Consider the following 18,329-nt stretch of genomic DNA (forward strand, 5'->3'; position numbering starts at 1 on the left):
TCCTTTATCTGCGTAAAGCAGTGATTTAGCTAGTTGATTTTTTTAGACAACACAAAACGAGGGGACAAGCCACCTGGTTTTTCATATACTTTGACTAGAATACTGGATTCGAGTCAAAGAGACAAGCCTCGTTTTTGCTTATCTGTTCGGATATTTTTTCAACCGTACCTTCTGTATAAAATATATACAACAATTAATTGTTATTCTAGCATAAAACAGCAAATAAGTATAGAAATCAACTAGATTGAAAGAAAAAATCAATGTTTATCATCCCGCTATAATCATAATGACTTTTTTATGAGAGAAGTGTTCTATTAATAGGCTCGTTGTGCTATCATTTTTAGTAATGAAAATGTAACAAAAGATTAAAAGGAGATGAGAAAGTGAAACTAATGTGGCATTATACCATGCGTTATAAGAAATTCTTGTTTTTCAATTTCATATGCGTATTTGGTTTTATTTTGATTGAATTAGGACTTCCTACGATTTTAGCACGTATGATCGATGTAGGAATCCGCAATGATGATTTTGATTATGTGAAGCAACAAGGGATATTTATGATCGTTATTACTGTAATCGGTATTATTTTGAATATCTTGTTAGGTTATTTTGGTTCGAGGATTACGACTAATATCGTAGCAGATATTCGAGATGATTTGTTCGAAAAGATCCAAAGTTATTCGCATCAGGAATACGAAAATCTAGGCGTATCTTCATTGATCACTCGTACAACAAACGATGCTTATCAGATCATGTTGTTCCTGCAAAATATTTTACGTATCGGTTTTATGGCACCAATGATGTTCATTGTCAGTTTGTACATGGTCATGCGTACAAGTGTGACACTCAGTTTGTATGTAGTAGGTGCATTACCTTTACTATTATTGGCAGTCGTAGCGATTGCTAAGGTGTCTGAACCGTTATCTAAAAAGCAACAAAAAAACTTAGATAAAATCAACAGTATCTTGCGGGAAAATCTTTCAGGATTGCGTGTGATTCGTGCATTCGTCAATGAAAAGTTTGAAGAAAAACGTTTTGCTGTAGTCAATGAGAATTATGCTTCTAGTTCAAAAAGCTTATTCCGTTTGATGGCTGTTGCACAACCGGGTTTTTATTTCTTATTTAATATCGTAATGGTATTGATCATCTGGAGCGGGGCAGTGCAAATCGATGCAGGCGAGCTTCGTGTAGGAGATTTGATTGCGTTTATCGAGTATATATTCCATGCCTTGTTCTCATTCATGTTATTTGCCAGTGTGTTCATGATGTATCCAAGAGCAGCTGTTTCAGCTGGACGTATCCAAGAAGCCCTAGATGCCAAACCTTCGATTGTAGAAGATCCAAAGGGTATATCTGATACAAAAACTAAAGGGTATATCGAATTTCAAAATGTAACATTTGCTTATCCAGGCCATTCGCAAGAACCAGTGATTCGAAATGTCAGTTTTACAGCCTCTCCAGGAGAAACCGTTGCTTTTATTGGAAGTACCGGTAGCGGAAAATCTACGTTGATCCAATTGATTCCTCGCTTTTATGATGTGAGTGAAGGAAAGATCTTGATCGATGGAGTAGACGTGAGAGATTATCGGCTAAGCAAGTTGCGAGATAAGATTGGGTTTATTCCGCAAAAAGCGTTGCTATTTACTGGAACGATTGCAGATAATTTGCGATACGGGAAAGAAGATGCTACGCAAGAAGAAATGGAACGTGCAGCTGAGATTGCTCAAGCTTCAGAATTCATTTCTCGAAAACCAGATGGATTTAATGAACATTTATCAGAAGGTGGTTCCAATTTTTCAGGTGGGCAAAAACAACGATTGGCAATAGCCAGAGCCATCATACGCCGTCCGGAAATCTATATTTTTGATGACAGCTTTTCTGCATTAGATTATCAAACGGATGCGAAGTTACGTGCTCGTCTGAAAAAAGAAACAACAGAATCTACTGTATTGATCGTAGCACAACGTGTGGGAACGATCATGCATGCAGATAAGATCATCGTATTAAATGAAGGAGAAGTCGTCGGTATGGGGACGCATCGGGAGTTGTTGGAAAAATGCCCGATTTATTATGATATTGCCGCTTCTCAATTATCAAAGGAGGAATTAGCATGAAAAAAACCTTTTCTTCCTTAAAACGTTTAGCTCGATATATCAGACCGTATCGTAGGACTTTTCTTTTAGTGATCCTATTTACAGTTCTGACAGTGGCTTTCAACGTGGCTTTGCCATATGTTACAGGACTTCCTACTACAGAAATCAGCCGTAATATTGCCAATGGCGAATCAATCAATTTTTCTTATATATTCAAATGTCTCATTTGGATCACAGTTGTTGGAATAGGGTATTGTATTTCGCAATTACTTTCTGGTGTTTTGATGACAAATGTCGTTCAAAGTGCCATGCATGATTTGAGAAGAGACATAGAAGAAAAAATCAATCGTCTTCCGGTTTCATATTTCGATAAAAACCAGCAAGGAAATATTTTGTCTCGTGTGACGAATGATGTAGATGCAGTCAGCGGTGCTTTACAACAAGCTTTTATTGGTATCGTAAATGCGATATTGGGAATTACGTTGGCTGCAGCAATGATGTTTTATATCCAGCCGATGATGGCGTTGATCTCTATGATCATGATTCCAACATCGATCTGGATCTCAAAACGAGTAATCAATGCTTCGCAGAAATATTTTCAAAGCATGCAGAATTCTCTTGGTGAGCTAAACGGCTACGTCCAAGAAAATATGACAGGTTTTAGTGTATTGAAAGTATATGGACGCGAAAAAGAAACATTGGAAGGATTCAAAAAAGTTAATCACAGCTTGAAATACTTTGGGTTTCGTGCAGCATTCATTTCTGGCTTGATGATGCCTCTAGTTCAATTAACTGCCTATGCTACTTATATTGGTATGGCTGTTCTAGGAAGCTTTTATGTTATTACTGGGGCGATCGTTGTCGGTCAACTACAAGCATTCATCCAATATATTTGGCAAATCAGTCAGCCAATGGGGAACGTGACACAATTATCTTCAGTTTTGCAAAGTGCATCAGCGGCAACGAAACGTGTATTCGAGATTTTAGATGAGCCAGAAGAAAAAGAAAACAAAGTAGATGCTTCACTGCCAGAAACGATTTTAGGAGATGTGACATTCGATCATGTCGATTTTGCATATGATCCGAAGAAACCATTAATCCAAGATTTGAATTTTGAAGTGAAAGCTGGTCAAACCGTAGCTGTGGTCGGTCCGACCGGTGCCGGCAAGACGACATTGATCAATCTATTGATGCGTTTTTATGACGTAGACAAAGGAGCAATAAGGATTGATGGAATCGACACCAAATCAATGAGTCGCAGTGATGTGCGTTCACTATTTGGTATGGTCTTGCAAGATGCATGGCTTTATCAAGGAACGATTGCAGATAATATCCGCTTCGGAAAGCTTGATGCGACAGATTATGAAGTAGTTGATGCTGCGAAAACAGCAAACGTAGATCATTTTATCCGAACAATGCCAGATGGATATGATATGGCCATCAATTCTGAGGGAGACAATGTGTCTTTAGGACAAAAACAGTTGCTGACGATTGCCCGAGCAGTGGTCTCCGATCCTAAAATCTTGATTTTAGATGAAGCAACAAGTTCAGTAGACACCCGTTTAGAAGCGTTGATTCAAAAAGCAATGGATCGCGTGATGGAGGGACGGACAAGTTTCGTCATCGCTCACCGTTTATCGACAATCCGTGATGCAGATCTGATTCTAGTGATGGATCAAGGTCAGATCATTGAAAAAGGAACGCATGAGAGTTTATTGGCACAAGGTGGATTTTATGAAAAACTGTATAACAGCCAATTTGCTGAGGAAGCAGAATAAGTCATATAAGAATAAAACAGTTTAAAACTTATTTTTTGTTCTCTATTCTTGATAATGGTAAAGTAAAGTTATCAAGAAAAGTGAGGACACGGAGATGGAACAGTTTTTAAATGAAAAAATTACTGAAGCCAAAAGAGAAGTTGATCGTTTAACGCACGTCTGTCAGACGAAGCCTTTTGATTCAGCTGATTTTTTTGAAAATGAGTTTCAAATCGAACGCTTGGCAGCACAAATAGAAGTGTACGAATTAATTTTAAAAAAAGTAATAGAAGAAAATATAGATGTACAATAAAAACAGGTAAAACGTCAGTTACCAGATACTGTAAATAGACATCTGGCCTGAGCAGGTTTTACCTGTTTTTTTCTTATGAAATAAATATATGCTATGATATCTTTATTCAATAGGATTAGTTTCTACAAAAAATGAAAGGAGAAAAATAAATATGGAACGGTTTATAGCATCAAATGCCACAGTGATTGGTGACGTGACATTGTCAGAAGATGTGACGATCTGGTATCAAGCTGTTTTACGCGGGGACAGTAATTGGATAAAAGTAGGACAAAGAACGAATATCCAAGATGGTACAATCATCCATGTCGATCATGATGTACCTGTAGATATTGCGGAGAATGTGACGGTAGGACATCAGTGCATGCTACATGGCTGTACAATCGAAAAAGGGGCGCTGATCGGGATGGGGACCACGATATTGAATCATGCGGTTATTGGTGAGAATAGTTTGATTGGTGCTGGATCATTAGTAACAGAAGGAAAAGTTATTCCTCCTAATGTCTTGGCTTTTGGTCGCCCAGCTAAAGTGATCCGTCCTTTGACAAAAGAAGAAATACAAAAAAACAAAGAAAACATCCAGCATTATGTCGAGATAGGTCGGATGCATGCGCAAGGAAAATTCAAGGAGCAAAGATAGGCAGTAGCATCCATAAAATAAAAAAGGATGGTCAGTTTGAGTTGACCATCCTTTTTTATTTGGTTTAGATAAGAGAGCTTAAAAAAGCTTCCTTTGAAACAGATTAATTTAATGAAGAACTGTTTTCCATGACTTCATCGATCAATCCATATGCTTTTGCTTGTTCAGCTGTCATATAGTTGTCACGATCTGTATCTTTTTCAATCACTTCAAGCGGTTGTCCAGTGCGTTCAGCTAAAATTTTGTTTAAGCGTTCGCGTGTTTGCAAAATATGGCGTGCCGCAATTTCGATTTCAGTTGCTTGCCCTTGAGCGCCGCCAAGAGGTTGATGGATCATGATCTCAGCATTTGGTAAAGCAAATCGTTTACCTTTTGTACCAGCTGTCAGCAAGAAGCTTCCCATTGAAGCAGCCATACCCATAACAATTGTTTGGACATCTGCTTTGACAAAGTTCATTGTGTCGTAAATAGCCATACCTGCTGTAACTGAACCACCAGGAGAATTGATATAAAGATAGATATCTTTTTCAGAATCTTGAGCGTCTAAGAAAAGCAATTGGGCGATGATCGAATTAGCAAGATCATCTGTTACTTGGCCGCTTAACATGATGATACGGTCTTTCAATAAACGTGAGTAGATATCGTAAGCTCTTTCACCTCGTGAAGATTGTTCAATGACTGTAGGAATTAAATTCATAATAGAGTTCCTCCTTGATTTCGTTTAGAAATAGTGTACCATAATTTAGTTTCTAATACCTAAAATGTAGTATACATTTTTGGTCAAAAAAGGTCAAATAAAAAACTTAGGCAAATTAGTCGCATAAACCCGCTTTATGGTATGATAAGCAGAGAAACAAAACAAGGAGGAACAACAGATTGATAGTTGGTATTACTGGTCTTATCGGAGTGCTGACAGGTGCTGTAGTTGTCTATATCGGCATGATACTGCAAATGCGTCACTTGGAAAATAAAGAACAGCGTAGACGTGAATTGGAATTGAAAGTCAAAGAAATCGAGACGCTGAATCAATTAAATAAAAAGATCAACGAGATCTTGCAGAAACGGACAACGCTGATGGAAGAATATGTCAGCTTTGATGCATTTGATGATTGTTATATCACGATTGACGATTTTGCGTATCTCCAATCATTTTCAGCGCAGAATAGTTTTTATCTGCCAAATTATATTTTAGACGAGCTATTTAAGAATATCTCCCATCGAAAAGTGATTTTATCTCCAGATGAAACAATGAAGATTGGTGGATATGCTTATAAAGGCGGACGCGTGATTTTAGAGAATTTTACGGATAGTCTGACTGAAATGATCAATGAAAAAAAAGCTCAGTTGAAGACTATGACGCGCCAGCCGATTGGTTTCTTCTCGAAAGATGATGTTTGGAGCTGATATTTTGAAGCATTGCCGTTGCACATGAGAGCGTGGTAATGCTTTCTTTTTTTCTTAATGATACAATAGAACTGAACGGAGTGAAGAAAGATGTTACAAATCTATGCCCATCGCGGAAGCAGTGGCACCCACCCAGAAAATACGCTTCCTGCATTTGCAGAAGCTGTACGAGTAGGTGCAGATGGTATCGAACTAGATGTCCATCTAAGCAAAGATGGTTATTTGATCGTTATGCACGACGAAGAAGTGGACCGGACGACTAACGGTAAAGGGCTGATTCGAGAAAAAACATTGGAAGAACTCAAAAAATTGAATGCAGGAGGAAAATTCAGCAAAGAATTTCCAGCAGCTAAAGTTCCTGAATTGAGAGAAGTGTTAGGACTGCTTCTCCAAAAAAATTACCGAGGGATGCTAATGATTGAAATTAAAACTGATCAGTATGAATATCCCGGTATCGAAGAAAAATTAGCCGAAACATTAAAAAGTAGAGATTGGCCTTTTCAACATGCATATTGCAGCTTTCATTTGGATTCTTTGGAAAAAATCGCGTTACTGGAACCGGAGATACAGCTGGACTTATTGATGAGTACTTCTGATAAAAAGATCCAGCTAGCAGCAGAAACCCCTTATATAGAAGGAGTACATCCAAAAAATACTTGGTTGTTCGAACATCCAGTCCAGGCAGCTGATTTTCCAAAAGCAATTCGTGCATGGACGATTAACGATGAAGAAGAAATGGCCAAATGTCAAGAACTCAAAATAGATGGAATAATAACTGATTTTCCGGAGAAAGCTCTTCGGTGGAAACAATCAACGAAAAGTAGGTAAAATATGGAAAAAGTATTAGTGATCGTCGGTCCGACAGCAGTCGGTAAAACAGCGCTAAGTGTGGAACTCGCACAACTATTTGGAGGAGAGATCATCAGTGGTGATTCACTGCAAATCTATAAAAATCTGGATATCGGTACAGCAAAAATCAAAGAAGAAGAGATGAATGATGTTCCGCATCATTTGATTGATGTGATTGAACCTACTCAACGTTACTCAGCCGCTGATTTTCAGCATTCAGGTCGACAATTGATTACTGAAATTGCGAACCGAGGGCACCTACCTATCATAGCTGGTGGTACGGGTCTGTATATCCAATCCCTTCTATATGATTATCAGTTAGGAGCGACAGAAGAAGCGAATCCTGAGATTAGAAAAAAATACGAAACGTTAGCTGAAACAATTGGTTCCCAAGCATTATGGAATCAGTTGAAAGAAAAAGACCCGACAGCTGCTGAGAAAATCCACTGGAACAATCAACGCAAAGTGATAAGAGCTCTGGAAGTTTTAGAGACGACAGGACATAGTATCACGGCACCTAAAGAAGAGCCAAAGCAATTGTATGATTACCTCATGATTGGATTAGATACGAAGCGTAGTATTCTTTATGAACGAATCAATCAAAGAGTCGATTTGATGCTAGCAGAAGGTTTAGTAGCAGAAGCGCGTAAGGTGTATGAGCTTGGAGAAGTCCAGGCCAGTCAAGGTATTGGATATAAAGAATTTTTCCCTTATTTTGAAGGGAAAGAAACATTGGAAGAAGCAACAGAACAAGTCAAACTACATTCGAGAAGATACGCGAAACGTCAGTTGACGTGGTTTCGTAACCGTTTGGATGCACAGTGGTTTGATCTTATAAGTGAGCCAAATCAAAAAAGTCAGATTGAGCAAACAATCAAAAAATGGCTGGAGGCGGAATAAAATGGAAGAAAAAGTGATCATCGTAGGGGTAGAAACCGAAGCAAACCAGCGTTACTTTTCAGAGTCAATGGAAGAGCTAGTTCAGCTGACGAATACCGCATCAGGAGAAGTCGTATTCACAATTACACAAAAGAGACCACAAGTGGATCGGCAAACGATTATCGGTAAAGGGAAATTACAAGAATTAGTTCAACAAGCGGATGCGCATGAAGCGGATTTGATCATCTTTAATCATGAGCTAACTCCGAGACAGAGCCAACTGATTACCGATGCTGTTGGTCTTCCGGTAATTGATCGCGTGCAGCTGATCTTAGATATTTTTGCGATGCGTGCTCGTTCGAAAGAAGGGAAGCTGCAGGTTGAACTTGCTCAGTTAGAATACCTGCTGCCTCGTTTAGTAGGGCAAGGGAAAACATTATCTCGTCTTGGCGGTGGGATCGGAACAAGAGGGCCAGGTGAAACAAAGTTAGAAAAAGACCGCCGACATATACGGAATAAAATTTTTGCTGTTAAGAAAGAATTGAAAGAAGTAGAAGCTCATCGAGAGCGCAATCGCCAAAAAAGAAAAAATAGCGAGATTTTTCAGATTGGACTTATTGGCTACACGAATGCCGGGAAGTCAACTATCTTGAATCTATTGACACAAGCGGATACTTATTCGAAAGATCAATTGTTTGCAACGTTAGATCCATTGACTAAGAGATGGCGTTTTGCTGAAGGATTTGAGATTACTGTAACGGATACCGTCGGGTTCATCCAAGACCTGCCTACGCAACTGATCGATGCTTTCCATTCTACATTAGAAGAAAGTCAAAATATGGATCTTTTGCTACATGTAGTCGATGCTAGTTCTCCAGATCGTATTTTACAGGAGCAGACTGTCCTAAAATTGATAGATGAACTGAATATGAAAGAAATGCCGATACTGACTGTTTACAATAAGGCAGACCAGATCGACCCAGCGATGTTCACGCCTACGCTATTCCCAAATGTATTGATTTCTACTCAGACGAAAGAAGGTAAGATGGCGTTGATCGAAGCAATCAAACGTCAGCTGATGGAACTAATGACCCCTTATACACTTTCTGTGCCAAGCAACGAAGGACAGAAATTAAGCGAGTTGAGAAGACAAACAATGGTTTTGGACGAAGCGTACATGGAAGAAACAAACGAATATGAAGTTAAAGGGTTTGCAAAAACCAATTCAAAATGGTTAAGAAAAAACCAATAAAATTTTGTTTTTTTAACAATAAAAACACTAATAAAGGATAGTACAGTATAATAAAAAATAAAAGGTATCTGGTACGAAAATCAACTAGATACCTTTTTTTCGTTCTTATTTTTTTGTTATTTTATAAAAAAATAGAGATCTCATGTTAGAAAACCTAACATATGCAGTTGACAATATTTTTTTTAATTGGTACACTTTAGCCAACTTATAAAACGAAAGGGGACGTCTGATGGGAGAAAAGGAATTGCGCCGATCTATGTCCGTATTTCCAATTGGTACAGTTATGAAGCTGACTGATTTGTCTGCTCGGCAAATTCGCTATTATGAAGAACAAGATTTAGTTCATCCGGAACGAAGCGAAGGAAACCGACGTATGTATTCGCTGAATGATATTGATATGCTGCTTGAGATTAAAGACTATCTTTCAGATGGATTGAATATGGCTGGGATCAAACGTGTATACGAAATGGCACAGGCGAAAAAACAAGAAGCAAAAAACAAGAAGCCGTTGACGGATCATGACGTTCGACAAATTTTTCGTGATGAGATTTTGGCGCAAGGTGGGTTAAGCAAAACAGGTCATTATCAGTCTCAAGGATTGCAAAGACAATTCTTTGACTGAATAAATTAAAAAAGGAAGAGGGATACCATGGTAAAGAAACAGATAACAGGTGAAGAAATCAAACGAATCATTGAGGAAGAAAACGTACGATTTTTACGATTGATGTTCACAGACATCTTAGGTACGATCAAAAATGTAGAAGTTCCAGTGAGCCAGATCGACAAAGTATTAGAAAACAAAATGATGTTTGACGGTTCTTCGATTGAAGGATTTGTTCGAATTGAAGAAAGCGATATGTATTTGTATCCAGATCTCTCCACTTGGATGATCTTCCCATGGGAAAGTGCTCATGGAAAAGTTGCTCGTTTAATTTGTGATATCTATAATCCGGATGGGACACCATTTGCCGGCGATCCTCGCGGGAATTTGAAACGAGCATTGAAAGATATGCGCGACCTTGGTTTTACCTCTTTCAATTTAGGACCTGAACCAGAATTCTTCTTATTTAAATTAGACGAAGACGGTGGGATCACAACGACCTTGAATGATAAAGGTGGTTATTTTGATTTTGCACCAACAGATTTAGGTGAAAATTGCCGCCGTGACATCGTGTTGGAATTAGAAAGTCTAGGCTTTGAAGTGGAAGCTTCACATCATGAAGTAGCGCCAGGACAGCATGAAATTGACTTTAAATATGCAGATGTGGTAGATGCTTGTGATAATATCCAAACCTTCAAGCTCGTTGTCAAAACGATTGCACGCAAGCATGGACTTCACGCGACTTTCATGCCGAAACCGTTATTTGGGATCAATGGTTCTGGTATGCATTGCAATATGTCTTTGTTCAATGATGAAGGAAATGTTTTCTATGATAAAGACGGTGAATTGGAACTAAGTGAAACAGCTTATCATTTCTTAGGTGGTTTGCTGAAACATGCTCGTGCCTACACAGCCGTTTGCAATCCAACAGTCAATTCTTATAAACGTCTCGTTCCAGGTTATGAAGCGCCTGTTTATGTCGCATGGAGTGGCCGTAATCGTTCGCCATTAGTACGTGTACCAGAATCTCGCGGTTTATCCACACGTTTGGAATTGCGGTCAGTTGATCCATCTGCAAACCCATACTTGGCAATGGCAGTATTGTTGCAAGCAGGACTAGACGGTATCCGTAATCAGATCACACCGCCAGCAGCTGTTGACCGTAACATTTATGTAATGGATGAGGAAGAAAGAGAAGCTGCACATATCCAGGACTTACCTTCAACTATCCATAATGCTATCAAAGAATTGCGTAAGGATAATGTAATGATTGACGCATTAGGACAACATATCTTCTCAAATTTTGTTGAAGCAAAACGTCTCGAATGGGCGGCATTCAGACAAACTGTTTCCGAGTGGGAAAGAGAACAATATCTAGAACTTTATTAAAACAGGAATACCGTGAATTAGAGGTTGTGAAATCAGCGTTTTGACCTGAGTATTAGAGAAACTAACGGAAAAATAGTTCCTCATATTTTGCCGTTTTTTGAGCTAATACCGAGGGTCAGCTGATTGAACACCGTTTAGTGGAGAGGTTGTGAAAAAGCTGCCCTGCAACAAGTAATAAGAATAGCCAAGCAAAAACAGCTTTTCTTGTTTTTGAATTGGCTGAACTTATTACCGCAGATGCAAGCTTTTGAACACCGTTTACCAAGAGGTTTTGAAAAAGACGTTTAGTTTCGAGTATTAAGAAAAATTTTGTGAAAATGGCTTTCTACATTTTTGCATAAATTTGGCTTGATACCGAGAAACTGGCTTTTGAACACCGTTTATCAAGAGGTCGTAAGCCTGCCGTTTAACTCTGAGTCACAAGGAGCAATTTCAAAAACAGCTTCTCATGTTTGATGGATATTGTGACTTGTGACCGAGGAGTTGGCAGGAGAACACCGTTTATTTAGAAATAAGGAGGCACGACTTTTGTCGCATCTCCTTATTTTTTACTTATGTGATTCGTTACCTTCAATGAATCCCTACAAGGCACTTTTGTTGAAAAAAAGGTCATCTTTGAAAAAATTAGTGGAACTGTTTTGTTTTTGATATTATTTAATAGAAAAGATATGCCAAAAATCCGAGAACTGTGGACTACGTTTTTTACGTAAAGGAGGTAAATAAGGGTGAAAGAAAAAGATTGTTTCTACGATAAGCTATATAAACTGTTGCTACAAGTAGGAAAAAGTAGTTCTTTGTTAGGTGGGATATTATCTATCATAATGTTTGTTTTATTTTTTTATCTATTGTTTCACTTAAAATTTTTCAGTAACGATTTTCTGATTTGCTTAGGTTTAACGTTAGCTATGTTTATATCAAGCTTATTATGTGGGTTAAATTTTTTTTGCACTCATAAAGGACTTAAGAAATAATTTCTCAAAGGATATCGAAAAAGAAAAAATTGTAAGCGGATAGTATTCATTTGAGTACTTGACTTTCCCTTAGTCAGCTTGTATTATACACCTTGGGCACCCTTTTAGAGGGTCAGAAGTTTACAGAAATTTCGGCTCCCTATTCTTATTGAAGAATAGGGAGCTTTGTTTATTTTCTGAGACTTTTCCTGCACATAAATTAAAAAGGAGTTTTTGAACTTATGACAAAATATATTTTTGTGACCGGCGGTGTCGTTTCATCAATCGGAAAAGGGATTGTTGCAGCTTCTTTAGGACGCTTATTGAAAAACCGCGGCTTAAAAGTAACTATCCAAAAATTTGATCCATACATCAACGTGGATCCGGGGACGATGAGCCCATATCAGCACGGAGAAGTATTCGTAACAGATGATGGTGCTGAAACAGATTTGGATCTGGGCCACTACGAACGTTTTATTGACATCAATTTGAACAAATACTCCAACGTGACGACAGGAAAAATCTATTCTGAAGTTTTGCGTAAAGAACGTAAGGGCGAATACTTGGGAGCAACTGTTCAAGTTATTCCTCATATTACAAATGAGATCAAAGAAAAAATCATGCGAGCAGCTAAAATGACTGATTCAGATGTGATCATTACAGAAGTAGGGGGAACAGTAGGGGATATAGAATCTTTGCCATTCCTTGAAGCACTTCGTCAAATGAAAGCAGATGTAGGTACAGATAATGTTATGTATATCCATACAACATTGATTCCTTACTTGAAAGCTGCTGGAGAAATGAAAACTAAACCAACGCAGCACAGTGTAAAAGAGCTACGTGGTTTAGGTATCCAACCGAATATTTTGGTGGTACGTACAGAGCAACCTGTTTCTCAAAGCGTGAAAAATAAATTGGCACAATTTTGTGATGTCGAACCAGAAGCAGTTATCGAGTCGCCAGATGTAGATACACTTTACTCCATCCCATTAGTTTTACAAGCACAAGGAATGGATCAAATTGTTTGCGACCATTTAAAACTAGATACACCAGAAGCAGATATGACAGAATGGAAAGAATTAGAAGAACGTGTCTTGAACTTGAAGAAAAAAGTACGGATTGCGCTTGTCGGTAAATATGTCGAGTTACCAGATGCATATATCTCAGTAGTTGAAGCATTGAAACATTCTGGTTTCGCCTATAATTCAGACATCGAGATCGATTGGATCAAAGCACAAGAATTAACGAGAGAAAATGTAGAAGAACGTTTGAAAGACGCAGATGGAATCTTGGTTCCTGGTGGATTTGGTGATCGCGGAGTAGAAGGGAAAATCGAAGCGATTCGTTATGCTCGCGAAAATGACGTTCCGTTTTTAGGTATTTGTCTTGGTATGCAGATGGCTTGTGTCGAATTTGCACGTAACGTCGTTGGATTAGAAGATGCGTCATCAGCTGAAACGAATCCAGATACAGCAAACAATATTATTGATTTAATGGCTGATCAGGAAAACATCGAGAATTTGGGTGGAACTTTACGCCTTGGATTATACCCATGTAAAATCAAAAAAGGAACGAAGACGGCTGAAGCATATGATGGAGCCGATGTTGTGCAAGAACGTCACCGTCACCGCTATGAGTTCAACAACAAATATCGTCAATTGTTTGAAGAACAAGGGCTAGTCTTTTCAGGTGTCTCACCAGATAACCGTTTAGTAGAAATCGTAGAGCTGCCAGAGAAAAAATTCTTTGTGGGATGCCAATTCCACCCAGAATTGATTTCTCGTCCAAATCGCCCGCAAAAATTAATCAAAGCATTTGTCGGAGCATCATTAGCAGATCACGAAACAAAATAATTTTTGAACTTGATAGAAAGAGAAAAGTAGCAAGAGAAGGGGATAAGCAATTTTCTTGTCACTTTTCTCTTTTTCTGATTTGTTATTATTTGTAGGAAAAAAGATAGAAAGCAAAAGACTTTTTTCGATTAAAGCGCTATTGGATATTTTATTTTTTGCAAAAAACTTCTTGAAAATTTTCATTTTCATTGATTTTAGTAGAAAACTACCGAAATGTTTGGTAAAATAGGGTCGTTGGTTAAGAATTGTCTTAACAAATTTAGTTTTACAAAACTTAGGAGGAATTTTATTATGCCAGTAGTATCAGGAGCTGAATTTTTAAAAGCTGCTCGTAAAGGCGGTTACGCTGTCGGCGGATTCAACACAAACAACTTGGAATGGACTCAAGCAATCCTTGAAGCGGCTGAAGCAAAACAAGCACCAGTACTTATCCAAACATCAATGGGTGCAGCTAAATACATGGGTGGTTACAAAATCTGTAAAGATTTAATCACTGATTTAGTTGAAGCAATGAACATCACTGTTCCAGTTGCTATCCACTTAGACCATGGTGACTACGAAGCTGCTTTGGAATGTATCGAATTAGGCTATACTTCAGTAATGTTCGATGGTTCACATCTACCATTTGAAGAAAACTTGAAATTAGCTAAAGACGTTGTTGAAAAAGCACATGCAAAAGGTATCTCAGTTGAATGTGAAGTTGGTTCAATCGGCGGAGAAGAAGACGGAATCATCGGTAACGGCGAATTAGCTGATATTGAAGAATGCAAACAAATGGTTGCTACAGGTATCGACTACTTAGCTTGCGGTATCGGTAACATCCATGGTCAATATCCAGAAAACTGGAAAGGATTAGCTTTTGACCACTTACAAGCAATTGCTGATGCTGTAGGTCCAGACATGCCTTTAGTATTACATGGCGGATCAGGTATTCCTCAAGATCAAATCGAAAAAGCTATCTCAATGGGTATCTCAAAAGTAAATGTTAACACTGAATTCCAATTATCATTTGCTGCAGCTACTCGTAAATATATCGAAGCTGGTAAAGATAAAGAAGGTAAAGGATTCGACCCTCGTAAATTATTAGCTCCAGGTAAAGCAGCAATCGTTGAAGATGCTAAATCTCATATCGACTGGTTCGGTTCAGCTAACAAAGCGTAATTCGTTTTAGCTGCATCAATAGCCCTCAAATACTGTTTATTCGGTTGTGAGAAAAAGAACGGGACATTTTTGTCCCGTTCTTTTTATGTTTTTAAATAACATATTTATTTGTTTTTTTTTAGTAGATGGTATTCGCCTTAGAAAGGCAAAGTTATAATTATCAATAAGAGAGTTATTATTCCAAGGTTATAGAAACCTTTTATAAAAGGAATCTTTGTTAAAAAACATCTGTAGGAAAATCATCAGAAAATTTTGAGGGAAAAATGAAGATTACTTATAGTTTATGAGTTAAAATAAATATTGATAACTGAATTCGTATGAGTAGATAGATACATAATGAAAGAATATTGACAATTACATAACGAAAATACGAAGGCAAGTACATTAAATAGCACAATGTTTTTAATAATAGTCGACATGGATATGATATAATTTAGAAAATTTGTTAGTGGTGGTGAAACAATACGATGCCAGATAAAATATTATTGGTAGACGATGAACAGGAAATTGCTGATTTGATCGAAGTCTACCTGAAAAATGACGGATATGAAGTACAGAAATTTTATCTTGGACAAGAAGCGTTGGACTGCATAGAAAGAGAATCATTTGATTTAGCTGTATTAGATGTGATGCTTCCAGACATTGATGGATTTAAAATCGTCCAAAAAATCAGAGAAAATCATTTTTTTCCTGTGATTATGCTGACAGCAAAAATAGAAGACATAGATAAAATAACTGGTCTGACTTTAGGTGCAGATGATTATATCACAAAGCCTTTCAATCCTTTAGAAGTCGTTGCGCTAATCAAAACACAGTTAAGACGTTTTCAGAAATATAACATTCAAGTTGATTATTCGACAGAAGAATCGATAAAAGAAATTGATATACACGGACTAATCATTAACCAAACGCTACATACGTGTACACTTTATGGGGAAACAATCTCTCTAACACCCTTGGAGTTTGCTATCCTATGGTATTTGGCCGAACGAAAGGGCGAGGTCGTTCCAGCAGAACAGCTGTTTGAAGCCGTTTGGGGAGAAAAATTTCTCGACAACAATAATACAGTCATGGCACATATCGGACGCTTGCGTGAAAAACTCAAAGAACCAACACGCAAACCAAAATTTATAAAAACTGTTTGGGGAGTGGGCTATAAAGTTGAATAAAACAGGTGATGCCAAAAATTCTTCACGTTTAAAAAAACGCTTGCTGAAACGATTAGCTACACAATTAAGTATTTTTACTGTAGCAACAATCAGTGCTTTTATGATGTTTTTTTTTGTTAGTCGCTTTTTATTCGGGCTCTATACGTGGGAATGGTCGGATAGATTCTATCAATTTGCGAAAAACCTAGAAAGAAATTATATTTTTGTCGTTTTGATTGCGTTACTAGCTGGAGGATTGGTTATTTTACTTAGAACATGGTCAAGAAGTATGGCACAGTTGGATGAAGTACTTGAAGCTTCAAGGAAACTTTATCAAAATCAAATAGAACCTCTCAAACTTTCTGAAGATCTACAGGAGTTTGAATGGGAATTGAATCAAATTCGTCAGGAAGTAGTTTTGAGTCAGCATCAAGCCAAAGAAGCGGAGCAACGAAAAAACGACTTAATCGTTTATTTAGCTCATGACTTGAAGACGCCTTTGACTTCAGTGATAGGCTATCTTACACTGTTACGAGATGAACAGGAAATTTCTTCTGAACTAAGAAAACATTATCTATCAATTTCCTTAGATAAGGCAGAAAGACTAGAAGAACTGATCAACGAGTTCTTTGAAATTGCTCGGTTCAATTTATCAAATATCGAATTGATGCCGACAAAAGTCCATCTGAAGATGATGTTAGAACAGCTAAGTTATGAATTTTTGCCTCTTTTGTCTTCCAAGCAGCTGACTCTAGAAAGTGAGTTAGAAGCTGATCTTTCGATTCGTTTTGATGTCGATAAAATGCAGCGCGTTTTTGATAATCTCTTACAAAACGCAATCAACTACAGCTATGAAGGAGCAGTGATCAAACTCTCGGCAAAAACAGATCAAGACAAGAAACGGGTTAAGATTATTTTCTCTAATCAAGGTCCAACTATTCCACCTGAAAAACTATCTAGGATTTTTGAACAATTTTTCCGATTAGACACCGCACGACAAACAAATCGAGGAGGAGCTGGACTGGGATTAGCAATTGCCAAACAAATCATTGAACTTCATGCTGGCCAATTGACTGCACAAAGTAAAGATGAAGAGACAAGCTTCACAATTGATTTGCCGCTTTCGTAGGAAAATCGTAAGAGATTCTTGTTAAATAACAGAAAATTGTCTTTGTTTTACTTGGTAAACTTACTAAGAAAAGCAAAGATTTTTTAGTTGGAGGACAAGAATAATGAAAAGATCGTATAAGACAGTAGCTGTAATCCTATTAATCGTCTTATTAGCAAGTATAGGTCTATTTTTTAGAAAGACACCACAAAAAATCCAAGTATGTGGAGAAGAACGAGATTCATGGAATCTACTACTAGTCAATGCAAAACATAAAATACCTCAAGGATACACAGTGGAGTTACAAAAGCTATCCAACGATCAAGCAGTAGACAAGCGTATATATCCTGACTTACAGCTGATGCTTGATGCAGCAAGAGCAGAAGGAATCTATCCGAAAATCGTTTCAAGTTTTCGAACGACAGAAGATCAAGAAAAAATCATGGAAGATAAAATTGCCGCCTTTCAAGAAAAAGGCTATTCCAATCAAAAAGCAAAAGAAGAAGCAGCAAAATGGGTAGCTGCACCAGGCACAAGTGAACATGAATTAGGATTAGTAGTAGATATCAACGCTGAGTCAAGTATTTCTACAGACAAAGAAGTGTATGAATGGTTAGCAGATAACGCGTATCAATATGGTTTTATCTTACGCTATCCATCAAACAAAGTGCATATTACGGGTGTTGGTTACGAACCATGGCATTATCGATACGTTGGTAAAAAAGCAGCAAAAAAATAACCGAGGCAGGGATAACATTGGAAGAATATTTAGGGAAAACAGAATAAGTACCTCGCTTTGAAAAGATCTCGGATCCATCTGCTTCAGTCGGGGATCTTTTTTTTTACTTAAACGGCAGACCATGCTCGTTTCTTTTTTTTATCTATGATAAAATACAAGCATATCCATGAAAAAAGATTAATAAACAAGGTGGAAA

General features: G+C 37.7%; 17 protein-coding genes and 1 pseudogene. 16 read left to right on the forward strand and 2 right to left on the reverse strand.

What is annotated here, in order from left to right; translation table 11 throughout:
* Positions 1–383: 383 nt before the first annotated feature.
* The 4 genes from efrA (at position 384) to OS139_RS05310 (ending at position 4,800) form a co-directional block, all read left to right on the forward strand.
* On the forward strand, positions 384–2,114 hold the full coding sequence (efrA, locus tag OS139_RS05295; RefSeq protein ID WP_002299664.1) for a multidrug efflux ABC transporter subunit EfrA: 1,731 nt from the start codon (positions 384–386) through the stop codon (positions 2,112–2,114).
* Positions 2,111–3,871, forward strand: a complete 1,761-nt coding sequence (gene efrB / locus OS139_RS05300) for a multidrug efflux ABC transporter subunit EfrB (protein ID WP_002332119.1) — start codon at positions 2,111–2,113, stop codon at positions 3,869–3,871. The genes efrA and efrB overlap by 4 nt, the downstream gene beginning before the upstream one ends.
* Positions 3,872–3,965: 94 nt before the next feature.
* Positions 3,966–4,163 (forward strand): hypothetical protein, encoded by a 198-nt coding sequence (locus OS139_RS05305; protein WP_002296291.1) that lies wholly within the window; start codon positions 3,966–3,968, stop codon positions 4,161–4,163.
* Positions 4,164–4,314: 151 nt separating this feature from the next.
* The gene (locus tag OS139_RS05310; protein ID WP_002332118.1) at positions 4,315–4,800 is read left to right on the forward strand and encodes a gamma carbonic anhydrase family protein; all 486 of its coding nucleotides are present in this window, start codon (positions 4,315–4,317) and stop codon (positions 4,798–4,800) included.
* 103 nt (positions 4,801–4,903) lie between these two features.
* Here OS139_RS05310 and clpP read toward each other — a convergent pair whose 3' ends face one another.
* Positions 4,904–5,497 carry an ATP-dependent Clp endopeptidase proteolytic subunit ClpP gene (clpP, locus tag OS139_RS05315; protein WP_002289402.1) on the reverse strand — a complete coding sequence of 198 codons (594 nt, stop codon included), beginning with the start codon at positions 5,495–5,497 and terminating at the stop codon, positions 4,904–4,906.
* A gap of 179 nt (positions 5,498–5,676) precedes the next feature.
* Here clpP and OS139_RS05320 point away from each other — a divergent pair, with 179 nt between their 5' ends.
* From OS139_RS05320 to OS139_RS05355, 8 genes are all read left to right on the forward strand, one after another.
* The gene (locus OS139_RS05320; RefSeq protein WP_002289403.1) at positions 5,677–6,204 is read left to right on the forward strand and encodes a hypothetical protein; all 528 of its coding nucleotides are present in this window, start codon (positions 5,677–5,679) and stop codon (positions 6,202–6,204) included.
* Between the two features lie 90 nt (positions 6,205–6,294).
* Entirely contained in the window at positions 6,295–7,032 is a 738-nt protein-coding gene (locus OS139_RS05325) for a glycerophosphodiester phosphodiesterase (RefSeq protein ID WP_002289404.1), read from the forward strand.
* Positions 7,033–7,035: 3 nt separating this feature from the next.
* Complete coding sequence (miaA, locus tag OS139_RS05330; RefSeq protein ID WP_002332117.1) at positions 7,036–7,953, forward strand: tRNA (adenosine(37)-N6)-dimethylallyltransferase MiaA; 918 nt, start codon at positions 7,036–7,038, stop codon at positions 7,951–7,953.
* Between the two features lies 1 nt (position 7,954).
* On the forward strand, positions 7,955–9,184 hold the full coding sequence (gene hflX, locus OS139_RS05335; RefSeq protein WP_002332116.1) for a GTPase HflX: 1,230 nt from the start codon (positions 7,955–7,957) through the stop codon (positions 9,182–9,184).
* Positions 9,185–9,413: 229 nt separating this feature from the next.
* Positions 9,414–9,806: a MerR family transcriptional regulator gene (locus OS139_RS05340; RefSeq protein WP_002299672.1), complete on the forward strand. Its 393-nt coding sequence runs from the start codon at positions 9,414–9,416 to the stop codon at positions 9,804–9,806.
* 27 nt (positions 9,807–9,833) lie between these two features.
* Positions 9,834–11,174, forward strand: a complete 1,341-nt coding sequence (glnA, locus tag OS139_RS05345; RefSeq protein ID WP_002287001.1) for a type I glutamate--ammonia ligase — start codon at positions 9,834–9,836, stop codon at positions 11,172–11,174.
* A gap of 725 nt (positions 11,175–11,899) precedes the next feature.
* On the forward strand, positions 11,900–12,145 hold the full coding sequence (locus OS139_RS05350) for a hypothetical protein (RefSeq protein ID WP_002326505.1): 246 nt from the start codon (positions 11,900–11,902) through the stop codon (positions 12,143–12,145).
* Positions 12,146–12,366: 221 nt separating this feature from the next.
* A complete protein-coding gene (locus tag OS139_RS05355) occupies positions 12,367–13,977 on the forward strand; it encodes a CTP synthase (protein ID WP_002286999.1) in 1,611 nt (536 codons plus the stop codon).
* On the opposite strand, the gene OS139_RS05360 is transcribed toward OS139_RS05355, so the two are convergent.
* The gene (locus OS139_RS05360; protein ID WP_002294058.1) at positions 13,954–14,166 is read right to left on the reverse strand and encodes a hypothetical protein; all 213 of its coding nucleotides are present in this window, start codon (positions 14,164–14,166) and stop codon (positions 13,954–13,956) included. The two genes, OS139_RS05355 and OS139_RS05360, sit on opposite strands and share 24 nt — an antisense overlap.
* A 102-nt stretch (positions 14,167–14,268) precedes the next feature.
* On the opposite strand from OS139_RS05360, the gene OS139_RS05365 reads away from it, so the two are divergent.
* From OS139_RS05365 to ddcY, 4 genes and pseudogenes are all read left to right on the forward strand, one after another.
* A complete protein-coding gene (locus OS139_RS05365; protein ID WP_002294057.1) occupies positions 14,269–15,138 on the forward strand; it encodes a class II fructose-bisphosphate aldolase in 870 nt (289 codons plus the stop codon).
* A gap of 467 nt (positions 15,139–15,605) precedes the next feature.
* A complete protein-coding gene (vanR, locus tag OS139_RS05370) occupies positions 15,606–16,307 on the forward strand; it encodes a VanR-ABDEGLN family response regulator transcription factor (protein WP_002332115.1) in 702 nt (233 codons plus the stop codon).
* A complete protein-coding gene (locus tag OS139_RS05375; protein WP_002299677.1) occupies positions 16,300–17,415 on the forward strand; it encodes a sensor histidine kinase in 1,116 nt (371 codons plus the stop codon). The genes vanR and OS139_RS05375 overlap by 8 nt, the downstream gene beginning before the upstream one ends.
* 103 nt (positions 17,416–17,518) lie before the next feature.
* Positions 17,519–18,180 (forward strand): annotated as a pseudogene (gene ddcY, locus OS139_RS05380) (D-alanyl-D-alanine carboxypeptidase DdcY).
* Positions 18,181–18,329: the final 149 nt, after the last annotated feature.

This window comes from Enterococcus sp. E4-223 (genome assembly GCF_035727065.1).
GTDB classification, from domain to species: Bacteria; Bacillota; Bacilli; order Lactobacillales; family Enterococcaceae; genus Enterococcus_B; species Enterococcus_B faecium.

What these genes read in the sequence shown, in the direction of transcription:
- efrB (WP_002332119.1), top strand. Translation starts at nt 2,111, where the DNA reads ATGAAAAAAACCTTTTCTTCCTTAAAACGTTTAGCTCGATATATCAGA.
- OS139_RS05305 (WP_002296291.1), top strand. Translation starts at nt 3,966, where the DNA reads ATGGAACAGTTTTTAAATGAAAAAATTACTGAAGCCAAAAGAGAAGTT.
- OS139_RS05310 (WP_002332118.1), top strand. Translation starts at nt 4,315, where the DNA reads ATGGAACGGTTTATAGCATCAAATGCCACAGTGATTGGTGACGTGACA.
- clpP (WP_002289402.1), bottom strand. Translation starts at nt 5,497, where the DNA reads ATGAATTTAATTCCTACAGTCATTGAACAATCTTCACGAGGTGAAAGA.
- OS139_RS05325 (WP_002289404.1), top strand. Translation starts at nt 6,295, where the DNA reads ATGTTACAAATCTATGCCCATCGCGGAAGCAGTGGCACCCACCCAGAA.
- miaA (WP_002332117.1), top strand. Translation starts at nt 7,036, where the DNA reads ATGGAAAAAGTATTAGTGATCGTCGGTCCGACAGCAGTCGGTAAAACA.
- hflX (WP_002332116.1), top strand. Translation starts at nt 7,955, where the DNA reads ATGGAAGAAAAAGTGATCATCGTAGGGGTAGAAACCGAAGCAAACCAG.
- OS139_RS05340 (WP_002299672.1), top strand. Translation starts at nt 9,414, where the DNA reads ATGGGAGAAAAGGAATTGCGCCGATCTATGTCCGTATTTCCAATTGGT.
- glnA (WP_002287001.1), top strand. Translation starts at nt 9,834, where the DNA reads ATGGTAAAGAAACAGATAACAGGTGAAGAAATCAAACGAATCATTGAG.
- OS139_RS05355 (WP_002286999.1), top strand. Translation starts at nt 12,367, where the DNA reads ATGACAAAATATATTTTTGTGACCGGCGGTGTCGTTTCATCAATCGGA.
- OS139_RS05360 (WP_002294058.1), bottom strand. Translation starts at nt 14,166, where the DNA reads ATGAAAATGAAAATTTTCAAGAAGTTTTTTGCAAAAAATAAAATATCC.
- OS139_RS05365 (WP_002294057.1), top strand. Translation starts at nt 14,269, where the DNA reads ATGCCAGTAGTATCAGGAGCTGAATTTTTAAAAGCTGCTCGTAAAGGC.
- vanR (WP_002332115.1), top strand. Translation starts at nt 15,606, where the DNA reads ATGCCAGATAAAATATTATTGGTAGACGATGAACAGGAAATTGCTGAT.